Raw genomic sequence first — 16858 nt, forward strand, 5'->3', positions numbered from 1 at the left:
AAAAGGATTAAATAACGTTGACGTTGTATTATATATTAAATATTCGAGGGCAGTTTTGGATTAAAATAAAAACTAAAGGAGTATTCTAATGAAAAATATTTTTGAAATCACGTATACAGAGGATATATTAAATCGTATCGAACGACTAAATGTAAATTCACAACCAAAATGGGGAGAAATGAATGTGTCTCAAATGTTAGCTCATTGCTCTTCTTTCCAAGATATCGCAATGGGAAATACTTTTCCCCCACGTGGTTGGTTAGGGTTATTAGTAGGTAGATTTGCAAAACCTATCTTTTATAATGACAAACCTTTAGATCACAATATGTCGACTATTCCAACCATTTTAATTACATCTAAAAAAGATTTTGAAATGGAAAAAGAAAAACTGAAACAAAAAATAATCATATTTCAAAAAAATGGACCAGAGGCTTGCACAGATCATCCACATCCTTTTTTCGGAAAACTCACTTCCGAACAATGGGGAAAAGGAACCTACAAGCATCTTGACCACCATTTAAAACAATTTGGTGTGTAGTGGCAGAAGTTAAAAAAACCGTACCATCAAAAATTCACCTGCTTTATCAGATAAATAGCTTAATGCCTTGTTAATTCTTGTGCTTATGTAATAAAGGGCTATTGTACAATCGGCTCCCATTAACGAGAATATAGAATTTTGAATGAGATTAAATAGAAGATTAGACCTACTATTGGTATCGAAGCTGTCGTGAACATAGGATACCAAACAAAATCTAGAAAATAGTTTGGAACGAACATATATGAACCGAGGATTAAAAATGAATACAACAATATAAAAGCAAATGCAAAACGTACTGCTTTTCCAGTTATCTCCACCGACCGTTCATCTGAGGCATCATATTCAGGTAAGATATAGTCTTCCATTCTTGCTTGTTTATTTTTCCCCATAAAAAGTAAATGAATCACATTCATAATGACTACTATTATCGTGATGCCAATAAATACTTGGCCCACCATATTATCTATATTTACGGAAAACCCATCGATATATCCTCTTCCTAATAACTCAAATTGTTGTTCAACTCTAACAGATTCATAAACCATAATCCCTAGTGAAACATAAAGTAAAGACCTTATAATAATTGTCAAATATAACCTCATTACTCTTCTCCTTCTTTATAAAAGATATTTTCTATCGGCTCATTGAAAACTTCTGCAATATTCATAGCTAGAAGTAATGAAGGAACGTAACTTCCCTTTTCCAATGAAACAACCGTTTGCCTGGTTACACCAATCTTTTCAGCCAAATTTCCTTGTGTTAGGTTGTATCTTGCTCTTAACTCTTTCACGCGATTAATCAACAATCAACATCACTCCTAAATTTTCCCTCTGTTATTGTAAAGTCAATTATTCTTTTTGTAAAGTTCATTTTACTTCCCGAACATCAAAACTCCTTTTTTCAAACAAAAAAACTGTACCATATCTTCAGAGTACAGCTTGCAATATTTATTTCTCCACTTCCCCGCCTAATTAGTACAAAAGCAGGCTATTATTGTTGAACAAACCTGCTCCGTCAAGGCAATATACGAAAGTAATTATTCAACTAAAGTTCCCGTTTTTATAAGACTTAATACTGAGATAACTTAAGATTGAATTAAAACTTAACGATTCAATATTCAAGCCACCACAGCCTTATTATAAAAGTGAATCAAAGCTATCTAAAATAAGCAGCCTCCTTATTGGACCGTCTGCTCTTATTGTAAAGTTTTGTTTTACTGTTTTCTTATATAACTTATATATATGCCAATTAATCCACCTACTGTAAAAGCAAATACGGTAAAAGCAGATATCTGGGCACTAGGAAGATCTCTGTTAAAAATATTATAGATTGATATAACCACTATCAAAAATAAGCCTATTAGACTTAGAGTTAATTTCATTTTGCAATACCTCCTGACAAGTAATCTTTTATCTCACCATACAAGACCTTACTAATTTGGATAGTAACATAATGTTTCATCTCAAATTTAAGCCTTCAACTATCCTAATTAACATAAGAAGGAAGCGATCCCCAATGTTCAAGAAACGCCCCCTTTCCTTGGATACTTGATTTCGAGATATTCTTTAGTTCGTTATCTTAATTTAACTGTCCCTTTACATGAAAAAAGTAGCTATTTTTTCGTGAATTGAAATTATCAATCCATATAATGAAACGTAGAGTAGTAATTTCCCGTAATACATGTAATCTTATCTGGAGGTGCATGATGAAAGATATTTTCAAACTTATATTCGCAGTAATTTTAGGTATAGCATTGTGGGATGGAATAAAATACATATGGAATCTACTAATTTAAACCGTAAAAAAACAACCATTTTTTGGTTGTTTTTTATACTGTCAAAAAGTTATTGCGGAAAAGCCCCCGTTCTTTGAAGTTCAATTGTTGTCTTCCTTTTCCAAATCCTCAACCAGCATTCCATATACTATACTGTCTGTCCACTCACCTTTGCTCCAGTAATCCTGTTTGAAGTGCGCTTCTTTTCTCATGCCTATTCGTTCACACAGCTTTTGAGAGGCTAAATTCCTTGCATCCAAGGTGGCTTGGATCCGATGCACTTTCACTTCTTCGAATAAATACTTCACTAATTGACTAACTGCCTCTGTTGCATATCCCTTACCTGAATTTTGATCAGAAAAGCTATAGCCAATTTCAACCGTATCTTTAACCCCTGTAAACCATATAGATAAATCACCGATCACGCTTGTACTGTCCACTACTGCCAGACTTAAGCCAGTTTCTTTAGTAAGAGAACAGTTCTCCAATTTCTTCTGAAATAACTCCTGCATGTTTTCACATGTCCATTTTTCGTGCAGTAGATACCTGCATGTCTCCTCGTTATTGTAGATGTTAAATACATCTTGTAAGTCAGTCATTTTAAATGGTCTGATTGTTAACCTTTCAGTAGCGAATTCCAAGAGAGAACCTTCCTCCTTAGCTTTATTTAATCTATTTAAGAATTGTCCCCGTTTGTTTAATACTCGATTTCAAAATAAAAGCATCTTTTTAATCACTCTAAAAATATTGCTAGCCTTTTTATTACCTTTAAAAAAAGAAGGCCTGCTAAGCACACGACCTTCTTCATGTTTATCTATTTTTCCTTATACATCTGCAACCGATGATTCTCGAGTTCTGCCACAAAGATATCCCCCTCTTGATTCACGGCGATATCATGAGGGATTTTCAATTCTCCATCCTTGGAACCCCAACTACCAAACCGATTGATAATCTTACCGCTTTGATTCACGACCAATATTTGATGAGAACCTATTCCACCTTTTGGATAAAGAGCATTTCCGCCATCTGCTACATAGACGTTACCGTTATCCCCAACTTCTACACCGAAAGGGCGTCCCAGCTCCTGCTGACCCCACTCATTCAGGAATTCACCATCCTGTGAAAACACCTGAATTCGTGCATTGTTTCTGTCCGCTACATATAAGTTCCCTTTCTGATCGTGAGAAATTCCATGGGGAAGATTAAATTCACCAGGACGGTCCCCCAAGTTATTCTTTTCCCACAAGAATTGTCCATTAGCACCAAATTTTACAATCCGTCGATTACGGTAACCATCGCTGACAACAAAAGACCCATCATTCATGACAGTTACATCCGTCGGCCTCGCAAACGTATATTTCGTGATTCCGGTCGGAAAATTGTGCAGCACATTCCGTATTCGTAAAGCAGGTTCCATATAAAATGGATAATCATCACCAAATGTAGCCTGTAAACGACCGTCTGCTGTAAACTTGTACACTTTGTTTTGGATGATATCCGTAATCCACACATTGTCTTCATGATCAATCTCGAGGCCATGAGGAGATGCAAATATATTCTTTCCCCAGCGGGCTTTAACTTTTTTTGTATCTCCATCTATGACGATAAGTGCTGGTTCCTTGATTAGACTTTCACCGCCATATTCAGAACTGCCGCGATGTAAGTAGTAGATATCTCCTTTACTGCTTACTGCGACGCCACTCGCCTCCCCGGCAATCTTTTTATCTTCGTCACTCTTTGGCCAGAGAACTTCCGGTTCATAGGCGGCTGATTGTTTTGACACAGGGGCTTCTTTATATACTGTATCACTTCCTCCACGGCTGAACCATGCAATCAATGCTCCTAGCAGGACGATAATTCCTATTAGAATGTATAAACTCTTTCTCATTATCTTTCAACTCCATATAATCATGATTTATTGCTGATAAGAATGTAACATAGGTTGGAATGATATTTCGTCTGACCCTGGACATAAAAATGTATAGGACCAGAGACGTATGGAATATCTAATAGTTTTAGCATAAAAGATTTGGTATTATATCGACTCCAATTCTTCTATTAATCTGCCCGTTAACCAAAAAGAAGCGATTGTTCTAATTGAACAATCGCCCCCGTTTCTACAAAACTTGATTTCGAGATATTTTGTGTTATTAATTAACAAACTCACCCATGAGCTATAGAACATATATAATGAATAAAACCAATTATTTATTCTCACTTGACTTATAAACTCTTGCGCCAGTCACTAAAATCCCTCCAACTATGAGTATTAGTGTTGAGTAGGAAAAAGACACTGGTACATCTTTAACAAAGTTCAATACTATGCCAATTGCCATTAAAATTGCTCCAGTAAAAAATATAGCTTTGCGTAATTTAATATTCAAGAGAACCACCCTCTCTAGTTTCCCCTAGTTCATTCATAAAGAAAAAAATTTAATTGATAAAATTTAGTAACCCCACTGCTCCTTTAGTTATAAATCTAAATACAACTAAATTTATATTTTAGGGTAAACACTCTATTGAGCAAACGCCCCCGTTAATGGAACATGCAAAAATCAATCATTCACAAGAAACAGACCAATTAAATGCTAGAAAATCTTGCTCAATCTTTGGAGTTTTATTGTTATCAAAACAGGCTTTCTTGGTGTATTCGAGGGAGTTATAGTTCAAAAAAACAGCGACTGTCAGTAGTAGAAAAGCAATGGCTGATACTATAAAAAAACTTTTGGTCTTTACCTTCTTCATATCAAAAACCTCCTCTTAATAACTTGTGTGTCTTCTAAAACTCTTCTGGTCCGTCAGTTAAATAGCTAAATGCCCCGATATTCCTTGTGCATATGTAATAAAGGACAAAAACCTCTATTGGAGAATCGCCCCCGTTAACGTAAGACTCGATATCAAGATAATATCAATGGATATGTTGGCTTAAAATTGTTACCTATAGATTATCTAAGATTGGGGGAATTATTATTTCTATTATCAGAAATTAATCTCTTTAATAACCTAATTTGTCCTCGATGATTAATTTCGTCCTCTAAGACATGGAACCAAAGGTAGTAATTATTGTAAAGTGTACCGTTGTCCCACTGTTTTTCTTCAAATAACCACTCATCTGGATAACCCCTTAATTTATATAGAGACCGTTCTCTAACTCCAGCTAGCTCATTAAGATAATACTCTAGATCCTTTTTTCTTATTTGTTTTCTAGCTGTTGGTCCAAGTTCTAAGGCAGCTTGCCACTTTTGTAGTTCATCATTGTTTATATCACGTTCTTCAAATGAAATTATTTGATGGACAAACTCGATAGAAGCTATATGTAATAAAAGGCTCCCTATTGTATTTGAACTCTCATCCACAAAAAAATCTAAGGCATCCTGGCTTAAACCCTTAACTTCTTGTAACGTAACTGCTCTTGTGTGTTCTAACATAGACACTAGTTCCCCTATTTTTCCTGAAAAATTTTCAACGCTCTTTATTCTATAGTCAATCATCCAAAAACCTCCTAATAAGTCTATAACAAGGTTATCAATTTATTCTGAAAAATATAGCCTGAAATTTTAAAAACAAAAATGTTATAATAAAATCAGATATACAAAAAGAGCAAACCAATTATTGGTTTGCTCCTTCTATTAGTGGGGATTCTTTATTATATAAACGCCCCCTATTGCGGAAGACTTGGTTTCGAGATATCTTCGAGTAAATCTTTAATTAAATCGCACATTACGTTAAATACATACCTTCACTTATTTTTGGCTAATTTTTTTATTCCTTTTCTTTTAAAAATGGAGGATGTTTTATAATAACAAATAAGAGAAATAGCCCAAAAGCAGAAAAAATGGTGGAGTTAATAGCTGCAAACCCACTCAGAGTAAGGGTCTTATAAATAATCCAGGCTGTAATAATACTTACAAACAAGGCAGGCATGTAATATTTCTTTTCTTTACCGTTTTTAATTTTCATCAGTAAATATATGACTTGCAAAAGAAGAAGAATTGGAAGTACCACCTTAATAATCACTTTTATTTCCCCTTCCATAATAATTTCCCTCTACCCAATACGTCGGATAGGAAATTGAATTTCAGTTCTCGCCCCCTTATCCGTAAGAAAGCAGCTTATTACTCGTCACATCAACTCTCGTTTCTTCTTTTCATTACCGAATAAGTGATGAAAGCTTATTTCAAATATCATAAAGCCTATAATAAGTCCTGCAATATATGGGGAGGGAGAGTCAATCGCAAAGAAAATGATTAAACATAAAGTAAAAGTAACCAAACCAGCAAGGATTGAATATTTTACATATTTATTACTCACCTTAAAAACCCCCTAATATAAATAACGAACAGCCCACTTTAAAGTTTCAAAAATCATTCATTCCCACCTACTATCTCGAAGCTGAGTCTTCAAGTAACCTGCCCGTTTCTTGAAGACTCAGTTTCAAGGTATATATCCAAATCAGGGAACAAGATACACTGGTTACATCATGAAAGTAGAAAATCTAAAGTTATTATAATAGAACGCTCATTCGCATTCTTCGGATATCATCAACAAGCTTTAATAGTATCCAAACTTAAAAAAGCTATCGAAAGCTTTCTCGACAGCCTTGAAGCCTCCTATTATGGACGGCTTACATTATTCATTCAAATAAATCATCTGAGGTTTAGGATGACTTAAAAAGTCATGGTGTGAAATCGTCCAGGCATAAGCTCCGGCATATTCAAAAACAACGAGGTCTCCGGCACGAAGCTTATCCACCTGCTCCCCGCGGACGAGGACGTCATTCGGCGTACATAGTTCTCCAGTAATTGTTACATCCTGATTTAAAACACCCGGACGCGGCCAGTTTTTCTCCCACCTATCTACAGGAATGACCTGGAACGGATGACTCATTTTCCACGCCGCCGGCAGACGTAGATGATGGGAGCCGCCGCGCACAAGGGCAAAGGCCTGCTCATGGTTTTCCTTCACATCCAGAACCTCTGTTACATAATAACCACATCCGGCTGTCATATAGCGTCCCAGTTCCAAAATCACTGTCATGTCCCCGACTTCTTTTTCCAATTTTTGGATACCTCCAACGAACGTCATCCAGTCAAAAGGTGTGTCCGGGTCCCAGTAATTGATACCGATGCCTCCCCCGACATCGACGGTTTCCAGATCCAGGTGGAACGTGCCGGCCCAGTCCTTAGCTTTCTGGATGCAGAGACCGGTAAAAGCGACGTGCTTGTCCGCATCGAGGTTGTTGGACATAGCATGAAAATGGAAACCTTTCACATCAACATGATCCAGTCCGGCCGCAGCCTTCAGAATATCCGGCATCTGATATTCATCGATACCGAACTGGGTGGGTGTTCCAGACATCATATGATGACTTTCCGGCACATCCTTCCGAAGGTTGACACGCAGCAGGACAGGCATGACTTTCCCAGCTTTTCCTGCCGCTTCATTGATCCGGTATAGATCATGAAGGCTTTCTACATTGATGTAACGCACCTCTTTTTCTACAGCGGCTGCGATTTCCCTGTCTTTTTTAGCAGGAGCACCGAAAAGCAGCGGCCGTTCTCCCGCTGCTTTATTCATCTCCTCCTCTGATGCCGTGTCAAAACCGTCTACGATAGGAGTAAGCGCTGCTAAAATGTGAGGGTCCGGGTTGGCTTTTACAGCATAATACAGGTCACAAAAATCCGGCAGGCTCGACTTCAGTGATTCCGCATGGCTTTTCAGCTGCTGTAGGTCATAAACATACGCACAGATGGGATCTTTTCCTTGATGCTTTTCATTGATGATCTTCTCGATATCCATTCCTTATTCCTCCACAACCTGACGCCCCAACGGATTCGGCACTTCATTGTATCCATACCCTTGACTGTTCGTAAGACGCATTTTTGTCAACGATTTGTGCATGACCACAGGCTGATAGAGGAAATCACGATCTTCCTTCACAGCCTTCTCCGATGCTTCATCAACTGCCAAATCGTCCAATATCTGTTCACACTGCTGTTTCACAACGTCCCAGAACCACGGCTCTCCGGCATTTGTCCACTCACTCAGCTGGCGGATGATTTCCCCGAGGTGATTTTGGAAGACCGTGTAATACAGCTTATGGTGCATGTCGGACAAGTTGTTCGTTACACTGACAGAATCAGCGGCAAACGCCGGGGTATGACCGCGACTGCGGAGACGGTCTGTATAAATACGCGATCCGCCCCAGTCACGAAAGAAGAAAAGGGAAAGACGGCCGTTTTTAAAGACGGGAATACTGTTCTGCAAATGCCCCTCCAGGGCGATGCCGTATTTCACCATCAGTTTCAAATATCCAGGAAGAACTTTCTCAACATAGGTCTTGAAAAAGCTTTCCGATGCTTCTGCTATCGTAAGGTTTTCACAGCGGCTCAGTTCTTCGATTATATCTCTCAAAACGGTCCGGCCGCTGATCGGAGATTCGGCATAGAGGGCCATTCCAGCCACCGCCCATTCCCCATCCTCCAAATGATGGTCGATGTCTTCCCGCAGCAGCATTGTTAAATTCCTGCTTTTAAGGCGGTCGTCCGATTGGAAGGCCGCACCGGAAAGCTCCATCAGAGGAACGAAGCTCTCCATATCTGATTCTTTTTCGTAAATGTCCTTGATCAGACGGGAGAAAACCGTGGAATTCATAGCCGTCTGCATCGAAATCGACCGGATTGTGGATGTCATCTGACTGTTGACCGCCAATTTTATGACCGGTTGATTCCCTTTCGGGGCCACAGTTCGAAAGGATGAGGTAGCTTCTGCATCCAAGTATGGCTGATCTAATAGAACAACCATCCCGCTTTTTATCTCCTCTTCATAAATAATAGGTAGAGCGTTTTCCATCTGCCACGGATGGACAGGGATCATCTCATACTCCTCCGCGTCATACCCTTTATCTGAAAGCTCCCGGCGGGCAGCCGATGTCTGATCCGTAAAATACTTCTCCAGACCGGTCTCTGTCATAACAAGCGCACTCCGCTTCACAGCTGCAAACCGGATGATAAACGGCTGATGAAATTCAGGTGAAAACCGGAGCACATCCGGATAGGAAAGACCGAGTTTCGTCTTAGCTCCCGGATGTAAATGATGCCCCTCGACGACAAGTTGTTCGAAAAACAACCCTGGTGAAAATCCGGACCCTCTTTTTTTAAAGGCCAGATAAGAAAAAAGTGTATCCGCTCCAAGATTATAGGCTTCCTTCTTCACTCCATCCTTCCATACCTCATCAAAAGCAAGAGCCATTGTTAAATTCGCCGTTCCATTATTCAGTTCCCGTGTAAATGGGAAGAGGTTCGGAAAATCCTCCACGGAAAATAATAGATGAAGAAGGTCAGCCGCTGATTCCACACGCCGGCAGCCTTCGCTGGAGACAAACAGGATCCCCTCTGCTGTTTCAATCATTTGGAAGGCCGAAACCCGGCGGATCGGAAATAAGACACCATAGTCACCCCGGCAGATGAACAAATAGTCCCTGCCTTCTTCGAGAGGATGGTTTTTCAGCCCCTTATACAGACGCTCTTCCGAGACGGGGACTCCATCTGCCAGCAGCGTCCCACGCTCCACTTCAATCTTCCGGGCGGTTTGATACATCCCCTGAATGTTCTCGCGAAGAATCGAATCGGCCAGTTTATGCAGAATTCCCTTTCTCCCGTTGTTTCTATGTTTATGGAAATAGGGTACGAGTTCCGGATACGATGTGGTCAGGAACTCCAGACACTTCTCCTCTTCAAAAATCGGTCGGGGCATCGTGTGAAGTTCTGTAGGAATCATTTCTTCGTCACCTCCTTTGTCAGTGGATTGGGAGCATCCACATAAAGATAGTCTGTATATTGATCTGTGAGTCTCATTTGAACGAGGGCTTTCATCTTAGACGGGCCGGAACATAAGGCCCTCTCGTCTTCTTCCGCATCTTGTTGAATGGAAGGAAGCTTCCTCAACTCTTCATATTGATCATGAATAACCCTTCGGACTTCCTCCCACATCTCATCCTCTCCACAGCCAAGAGATCTTGCGAGAGCCGTAATGATTTCGCCGAAGTGATTATGAAGCAGTGCATGAGAAAAGACATGCAGGAGATCATCCGGTTGCTCGGTCAGCAGGTTCGTAGCCGGATCAATCGGCAGTTGATCAAAGAAGCGTTCGAGCCGCCCGCTCATTATCCGGATACCGCCATAATCTCTCAAAATGATACGCTCAGGCCGTCCTTTTGAGAAGACGACCACACAATTCTGCAGATGCGCTTCCATTGCAATACCATATTTCGTCAAAAGCGTCAGAATGGGAGGGAGGACAGCCTCTGCATAGGCTTTGATAAACGACGCTGCCGTTGAATGTTCCATCGACTCCATCATTTCCCGGGCAATTAACATACCGCTGATTGGGGAGTCAGCCACAAGAGCAGCCGCCGGGACAGCGACTTCGTCTTCATTCAGATTCTGTTCCGGATTTTCCCGAAGAATGGCTGCCAGATTCTTCTGCTTTTCATGTCTGACATCAGCAGATAACAGACCTTTGGGTTCATAATATAGACCGGCGGGTTCCTTCATCGCAGACAGCCGTCCGGCCAAATCGCGGTCCTGACTTAACAAGGTTTCAAAAAGACGGGATAAGGCAGGACCGTTCTTTGTTGAAGCGGCGGACACGGTCCTGACTGCACTCGTCATTTGTACGTTCACAGCCGTTTTTATATGATGACGGGTGACGCTTCCTTCGGGAGCAAGGGTGCGAAAAGAAATCAAGGCTGTCATAGGCAGGGTGTACGCTGGGACCGGAAATACCAGACCGCTGTCCAGTTCTTCCTTATAGTCCGGTTCTATCGTATGCTCCCACTGCCACGGATGGACAGGAAGAAGTTCATAGTCCTCCCTGTTGACTTCCTTCTGTCTGCAGGCCGCTTCAAAAGCATGCTCCAGTCCTTGATATTCTTTGAATAAAATGGATGAAGCTGTTTCCCCTCCCATCGTCGTCTGCCGCACGACGTCTTTATGTACCGCTGCCGGAATGACACCTGGCTTCCCCGCCCATTCCGGCGCAAACGTGCGGATGTCCTCCGTACTCAAACCCATTCGTGTGCGTGATCCGGGATGGATCGTATGCCCCTGAATGACCCACTGTTCAAAATAGACGAGTGGACTGAAAGAAGCATCCGCCCGTTTTTTATGTTCCACATAGGAAAGCATCGTTTCCGCTCCCCTTCTGCGGGCTTCTTTAACGGCTATCGCTTTCCTGACAGATGCCGCCTCAAGGGCCAGGGCATAGTTGGAAGCACTGTTGACCATTTCATCATAAAACCGCTGGACGGACCCTTTTTCATCAGGGGCATACAGGAAATCCAGCAGCTGTTCCGGCGTTGTGACCGCAGACTCCGCCCCCTTATCGTCTATATGAAAGACACGGCTGATATCTAATTGGCCGAGCATGTATGTTTTTTCCACGATCACATGGATTATTCCTCTGTTGGCTTTCAAGCGGATTTCTCTGTCCCCATTCTTCCATTCATAAGCAAAAACATGCTCACGTATGATGGCTTGAAGAAGCTGATGGAGCACAGATAACGACGCTTTTTCTTGATGTTGAAGTTTACGCATTTTTCTCATTTCTGTCACCTCTTGCCGGGGTTCATTTTATGTACCGGGGTCTATTCCCTCAAACAATAGGGAATAATCTCCCCATACTGCCTGTAACGTTAGAATACTCTACTTCCCCCTCTGGTTATGCTCTACCTGTTGTCCAAAGACAGAAAATATTTTATACTTGATAATGATTATCACTATAAAATCACATGTAGGAGTCATATTTATGAAGACTGCATTCCAAAATATTCAAAATAACCATCGCATCTATATCGGGAGCCGGCATGCCGGACATGTCTCACATAACGTCACCGACCTGATTGAAAATAAAGAAAACCTTGAGCGTCTGTTGACCGCTCAGGCGGACAATCTTGAAGCCCCGAATCTGTCTGTTGCCGGGCTGTTATTTGGAAAAATGTACTCGGTTCTTACGATGGGCCTGTTTGAATCCATCGTCCGTCATGGCATTTTGTTTGATGGACACCCGGAGCATTATGGGATTCAACAGAAAGAAAAGAACGTCATGAATTACATCCTTGCGGAAGACTGCGTCCATAAAGTCGCAGATGTATCCGAGGCGTATGTGAAAGCACAGATTCGTACGTTCATCGTACATCATCTGCAGCCGTTGTTCCAGACAGCCGCCCACGTTTCCAAGTGCAAGGCGGCCCATATGCGTTCCATCGTTTCCCACAACCTGCATCAACGCATGTGTGCGCTTGAAAAAGAAGGGGTGGATCCGGATCAGCTGGAAAAAGTATTCCGATGGTTCACATCAAACGAGCTTTTTCATGAAAATGAGCGCAATCCGCTCTACTTCAAATTCCGCTGGTACACCTCTGAAGAGGGAAAACAAACCTATGTCCGCCGGCACTGCTGCATGAAATATATGCTCCATGATGCGGATAAAAGCAAATGTTGTCCGACCTGCCCGCTCATTACTGATGAGGAGCGCAGGGACCGGATATAAGGAAAACCCCCGCCAGGCTTTCGTACTGGACGGGGGTTGGTTTTATGCTTTCATTTGATTGTATTTCTCTTCTACGAGCTGGACGAGCGGATGACCGGCGTCCAGACCTGAAACGCGGACCAATGTGGCTTGAAGTCCTTCGTTTTTCAATTCTTCCTGGATTTCAGCTGCTTCCGGATCCTCCTTATAATCATACAAGAGGGCCGCAGCAATGACTTCTGCCAGGTGGGACGGCTCTTCGTTCATACGTTCAGCATACTCAAAGGCTGGACGAATCAAACGGTCTTTCGGTCCAAGCTTCCTTTTCGGCGCACGCCCGACGCGGGTCACTTCATCAGATAGATCCGGGTTTTCGAAGCGCTCGATGATTTTATCGGCATATGCTTGATGTGTTTCTTTGTCAAAACCGTACTTCTCTATGAGAACGGCCCCTGTTTCAGCGAGCGTACCACGAAGAACATCCTTCACTTTTGGATCATTCATCGCTTCCATAATCGTCTTATGACCATAATAATAGCCGAGATAAGCAGGAACCGCATGCCCTGTGTTAACGGTGAACAATTTCCGTTCAATATACGGCGTTAGATCACTCACATACGTAATGCCTTCGACAGCCGGGCGCTCCCCTTTGATTGCCGGCGTTTCCACAACCCACTCATAGTAGGGTTCTACTTTGACGGCAAGCGGATCTTCGTTGGCCTGATCAGGAACGATACGGTCGACCGCTGCGTTCGGGAAACCTGTTTCTGCAAGAACAGCGTCCGCTTCATCCCCCTCTAAATGCTCCAGAACCGAGGCTTTCAATGATTCACTACCACCAATCATGTTCTCACAGGCGATCACATTTACGGGACCACCGTTGTTCTGGCTGCGCTGCTTCAAGCCTTTAGCTAAGAGGCCTGCGATGACAGAGAGAATGTGGGGGCCGACCGCTGTCGTAACCAGATCCGCTTCAGCAATCGCTTCAATAACGGCCGCTTCCTGCTGGATACTGTTCAAACCGGAAACGTGTTGCACTTCCAGGGATTCAGCTGATCCGGCAAGCTCCACCGTGTAACTCCGGCGTTCATTCAACTGATTGATCAGCGTTTCATTGACATCGACGAAAATCGTTTCAAATCCTGACTGGTCCAGCAGAGCTCCGATAAATCCTCTGCCGATGTTTCCTGCTCCAAAATGAACGGCCTTCATGTTATTCCACCTCGCTGAACATTTGAATGACTTCTTCCTTGCTTTCCGCTTCAATTAACTTTTGTACGTTTTCTTCTTCCGAACATACAATCGCAATTTGAGAAAGAATTTCAAGGTGCTCATCGCCTTTACCAGCAATACCGATCAACAGCTTCACGATGTTTCCGCCTCCGAAATCCACCCCTTCTGGTACCGTCACCACACTGATGCCTGTTTCAAGTACCACTTTCTTCGCATCCTCCGTACCATGGGGGATCGCTACAAAGTTACCCATGTAAGTGGAAGTCAGCTCTTCACGTTTCAGCATTTCATCAATATAGGACGCCTCTACATACCCCTGGCCATTTAAAATACCGCCTACATAACGGATCGCTTCTTCCTTTGTCGCCAGTGTTTGGTTCAGTTCAATGTTTTCTTTTGTCAAAATGTTGTTAGACATGATTCATTCTCCTCTTATTGTTTAGTTTGTAAATATTCATAAAGCTTTGTGCTGAGGTAATTGACGATGGTGTCTTCCTCTCTGGATTCCAGAACAGCCACACATTCTTCCTCCTCAACAATCAGCGAACTTAAGTAACTCAATGTTTCGAGACCCTCTCTGCTCATATCCGCCGGTGCGAGCATAAGCAGAATGGTGTGTACGTCAGCGGGTTCCCCACCCATATCGACAGCCTTCACCGGCTCATGAGTGAAGTGGATTGTAAAGGAAGGCTCTTTCACCGACTCACTGCGTGTATGGTACAATGCAAGAGCTGTGCCGGGGATGGCGAGCCCGCCTTTCTGCTCCCGATCCAGCAAGGCTTCAAGAACATCAGGACCGTTTGGAATGAAACCGTCTGCGGCCAGGCGTTCCGTCATCGCTGTCAATACACGGGGCATACCATAACCATCTGCCTCCAGGACGCGGAGCCTGTTCAGCAGATGATCAATCACATCGGCAAAGCTCCTCCAGCTTTTCAGCCTGTGTTTCACCTGTCGGAAGTCCACCCGGGTCACCGAGGGTTTCGGATCCTTTTTCGCTTCTTTCAAATGACGAAACACCTGGATACGACGGATGGTGTGCTCCAGCTTATGAACATCCTTCTGCGGCAGAACAGGACTTACCCTTACATAATCGTCTATATCCGGAAGCTCAATCGTAGAAACGATCAGGTCATAATCTTCCTTCATCATATCCTTCAATTCAAAAAGCGAGCGATGCTCAACGGATTCGATTTCATTGAACCGCTTTTGAAGCTTAGCGGCGAGGATCTTAGCCGTCCCGATTCCGCTTGAGCAGACAACAAGGACATCCAGTCCCCTTCTGCCTTCCAGCTTTAAGAGAGCGGAGGCGAAATGCATGACAACAAAGGCCACTTCTTCTTTCGGAAAGAAAAGATCAGGAAAAACTTCAGCAAGACTTTCTTCGATATGGACGAAAAGCTCCGGGTAATCTTCCACCATCTGTTCGGTAAACGTATTCTCAATCCCCATTTGGTGCTTCAGCCTGTATAAGCTCGGCTTCAAGTGAGCTACAAGGTCATGCAGCAGGCGGTCGGACTCGTGAAAATGGATGCCGGTTCGATTTGTAACTTCTGTAATCAGCTGTTTCGTTTGTACAGCAATGCTCATACTTGACTCCTCAAGTACAGAATGACGGTCGTAACGCGCTTTGGCTCCCATCAAGTGCATCGTAATGAAACCTGTCTCCGCTTCCGGAATGTCCAGTTGAAACGCATCCGCCAGCAACCGTGTCAGCTCCCTCGCAAATCCGAACTCTTTGGAATGACGAAGCTTATCCAACTGTTCTTCTTCCATATGAATCATTTCTCCGTATTGAATCCGCTCGATCGCAAGACCAAGGTGGATAACGAGAGCGATATAGGCGCTGTCTGCCAGCGGGTAATGCAGGTTATTCCTCAATTGTTCCACATGGGTTTCAATTCGAGTCAGCTTGTCCGGCTGCACAAAATCCAGCAGCTGACCGGATATAGAGGATACCGGCTTTTTATCGGCCTGCATATTCTGCTGAAGGAGCGAAAACAAATCCAGTTCATTCAAATGCTTCATAAGCAGCGAACTGATGGCTTTACGGATACCCGATTCAGGGCCGCTCACTTCCACTCCATAGCCCCGCCTGCGGACGAGCGTCAATTCAAAATCCGCTAAATAGCTTTCCACTTTATCTAAATCATGACTGGCGGTTGCCACCGTCACTCCAAGGTCAGTGGCCAGCGCGGACAATTTTACAGGCTCTCTTGATTCCAGCAGTTTGGATAAAATGAGCACCTGACGTTCTTCAGGCGTATAGTCGACCGTTTCCTGCTGATGCAGTTCCCGTTTAAACTGCTGCCTGTTTTCAAATGGGCCTTCAAGAATAAGTAATCCTCCAGATTGTTTGGATAAACGGAGCCCGTACTCCTCAAGAACACTTTCAATTCCCTTTAAGTCACGATGGACGGTTCTGGTGCTTATACCGAGATCCTCAGCCACCTGTTTGATCGTCACGGTCTCTTGCTCTGAAAAAAGCTGCTCTAAAATCTTTCTTTCGCGGGCTGTCACATACATCTGCCTCACCTCCCTCATTGACAACATTTAATTAGTTTATTTGCTATATTTCCATCTTAGCCAGGTTCGTAAGGGTTTTCAACAGAAAGTAAACCCACTCTCGTCACGATGGCTGTGACAAAATTAAAAAAGAAAACATTCTCCCAAAACTCCGACAGTTGGATCAGGCGCTTGCCGCTTATCGGTGAATGCCTGCGGTAGGACGGAAATGGTCTATCACATAAAGGCACGAGATATAATATATTTTGACCAAACAA

17 protein-coding genes are annotated in these 16858 nt (G+C 42.8%); 2 read left to right on the forward strand and 15 right to left on the reverse strand.

Features of this window, described 5'->3' with window-relative positions; all coding sequences use genetic code 11:
* Nucleotides 1-88 precede the first annotated feature (88 nt).
* A complete protein-coding gene (locus ACXADP_RS14310; RefSeq protein ID WP_474971783.1) occupies nucleotides 89-538 on the forward strand; it encodes a DUF1569 domain-containing protein in 450 nt (149 codons plus the stop codon).
* Between the two features lie 119 nt (nucleotides 539-657).
* Here ACXADP_RS14310 and ACXADP_RS14315 read toward each other — a convergent pair whose 3' ends face one another.
* From ACXADP_RS14315 to ACXADP_RS14370, 12 genes are all read right to left on the reverse strand, one after another.
* Nucleotides 658-1140, reverse strand: a complete 483-nt coding sequence (locus ACXADP_RS14315) for a hypothetical protein (protein ID WP_474967981.1) — start codon at nucleotides 1138-1140, stop codon at nucleotides 658-660.
* Nucleotides 1140-1343 (reverse strand): helix-turn-helix transcriptional regulator, encoded by a 204-nt coding sequence (locus ACXADP_RS14320; RefSeq protein WP_160835229.1) that lies wholly within the window; start codon nucleotides 1341-1343, stop codon nucleotides 1140-1142. Before ACXADP_RS14320 ends, ACXADP_RS14315 begins: the two co-directional genes overlap by 1 nt.
* Before the next feature lie 1070 nt (nucleotides 1344-2413).
* Nucleotides 2414-2953 (reverse strand): GNAT family N-acetyltransferase, encoded by a 540-nt coding sequence (locus tag ACXADP_RS14325; RefSeq protein ID WP_474967980.1) that lies wholly within the window; start codon nucleotides 2951-2953, stop codon nucleotides 2414-2416.
* Between the two features lie 173 nt (nucleotides 2954-3126).
* Complete coding sequence (locus tag ACXADP_RS14330; RefSeq protein ID WP_160842210.1) at nucleotides 3127-4200, reverse strand: peptidyl-alpha-hydroxyglycine alpha-amidating lyase family protein; 1074 nt, start codon at nucleotides 4198-4200, stop codon at nucleotides 3127-3129.
* Nucleotides 4201-4516: 316 nt separating this feature from the next.
* Nucleotides 4517-4696, reverse strand: coding sequence for a hypothetical protein (locus ACXADP_RS14335; RefSeq protein ID WP_474967979.1), 180 nt, complete (start codon nucleotides 4694-4696; stop codon nucleotides 4517-4519).
* A gap of 175 nt (nucleotides 4697-4871) precedes the next feature.
* Nucleotides 4872-5057 carry a hypothetical protein gene (locus ACXADP_RS14340; protein ID WP_474967978.1) on the reverse strand — a complete coding sequence of 62 codons (186 nt, stop codon included), beginning with the start codon at nucleotides 5055-5057 and terminating at the stop codon, nucleotides 4872-4874.
* 200 nt (nucleotides 5058-5257) lie between these two features.
* Nucleotides 5258-5803: a DinB family protein gene (locus tag ACXADP_RS14345; RefSeq protein WP_160890395.1), complete on the reverse strand. Its 546-nt coding sequence runs from the start codon at nucleotides 5801-5803 to the stop codon at nucleotides 5258-5260.
* Nucleotides 5804-6074: 271 nt separating this feature from the next.
* On the reverse strand, nucleotides 6075-6347 hold the full coding sequence (locus ACXADP_RS14350; protein ID WP_474971784.1) for a hypothetical protein: 273 nt from the start codon (nucleotides 6345-6347) through the stop codon (nucleotides 6075-6077).
* A gap of 87 nt (nucleotides 6348-6434) precedes the next feature.
* Nucleotides 6435-6623, reverse strand: a complete 189-nt coding sequence (locus tag ACXADP_RS14355; RefSeq protein ID WP_474971785.1) for a hypothetical protein — start codon at nucleotides 6621-6623, stop codon at nucleotides 6435-6437.
* 318 nt (nucleotides 6624-6941) lie between these two features.
* On the reverse strand, nucleotides 6942-8111 hold the full coding sequence (locus ACXADP_RS14360) for a type III PLP-dependent enzyme (protein WP_474971786.1): 1170 nt from the start codon (nucleotides 8109-8111) through the stop codon (nucleotides 6942-6944).
* Between the two features lie 3 nt (nucleotides 8112-8114).
* Complete coding sequence (locus tag ACXADP_RS14365; RefSeq protein WP_474971787.1) at nucleotides 8115-10091, reverse strand: IucA/IucC family protein; 1977 nt, start codon at nucleotides 10089-10091, stop codon at nucleotides 8115-8117.
* Nucleotides 10088-11917, reverse strand: coding sequence for an IucA/IucC family protein (locus ACXADP_RS14370; protein WP_474971788.1), 1830 nt, complete (start codon nucleotides 11915-11917; stop codon nucleotides 10088-10090). The genes ACXADP_RS14365 and ACXADP_RS14370 overlap by 4 nt, the downstream gene beginning before the upstream one ends.
* A gap of 202 nt (nucleotides 11918-12119) precedes the next feature.
* Between ACXADP_RS14370 and ACXADP_RS14375 the strand changes: the two genes are divergently transcribed.
* Nucleotides 12120-12863 (forward strand): hypothetical protein, encoded by a 744-nt coding sequence (locus ACXADP_RS14375; RefSeq protein WP_474971789.1) that lies wholly within the window; start codon nucleotides 12120-12122, stop codon nucleotides 12861-12863.
* 42 nt (nucleotides 12864-12905) lie between these two features.
* On the opposite strand, the gene ACXADP_RS14380 is transcribed toward ACXADP_RS14375, so the two are convergent.
* The 3 genes from ACXADP_RS14380 to ACXADP_RS14390 are packed head-to-tail and all read right to left on the reverse strand — an operon-like array spanning nucleotide 12906 to nucleotide 16628.
* On the reverse strand, nucleotides 12906-14054 hold the full coding sequence (locus ACXADP_RS14380; protein ID WP_474971790.1) for a mannitol-1-phosphate 5-dehydrogenase: 1149 nt from the start codon (nucleotides 14052-14054) through the stop codon (nucleotides 12906-12908).
* 1 nt (nucleotide 14055) lies between these two features.
* Entirely contained in the window at nucleotides 14056-14493 is a 438-nt protein-coding gene (locus ACXADP_RS14385) for a PTS mannitol transporter subunit IIA (RefSeq protein ID WP_474967969.1), read from the reverse strand.
* 14 nt (nucleotides 14494-14507) lie between these two features.
* Nucleotides 14508-16628 carry a BglG family transcription antiterminator gene (locus ACXADP_RS14390; protein WP_474971791.1) on the reverse strand — a complete coding sequence of 707 codons (2121 nt, stop codon included), beginning with the start codon at nucleotides 16626-16628 and terminating at the stop codon, nucleotides 14508-14510.
* Nucleotides 16629-16858 lie beyond the last annotated feature (230 nt).

It is taken from the genome of Halobacillus sp. AWH4_228, from assembly GCF_056158365.1.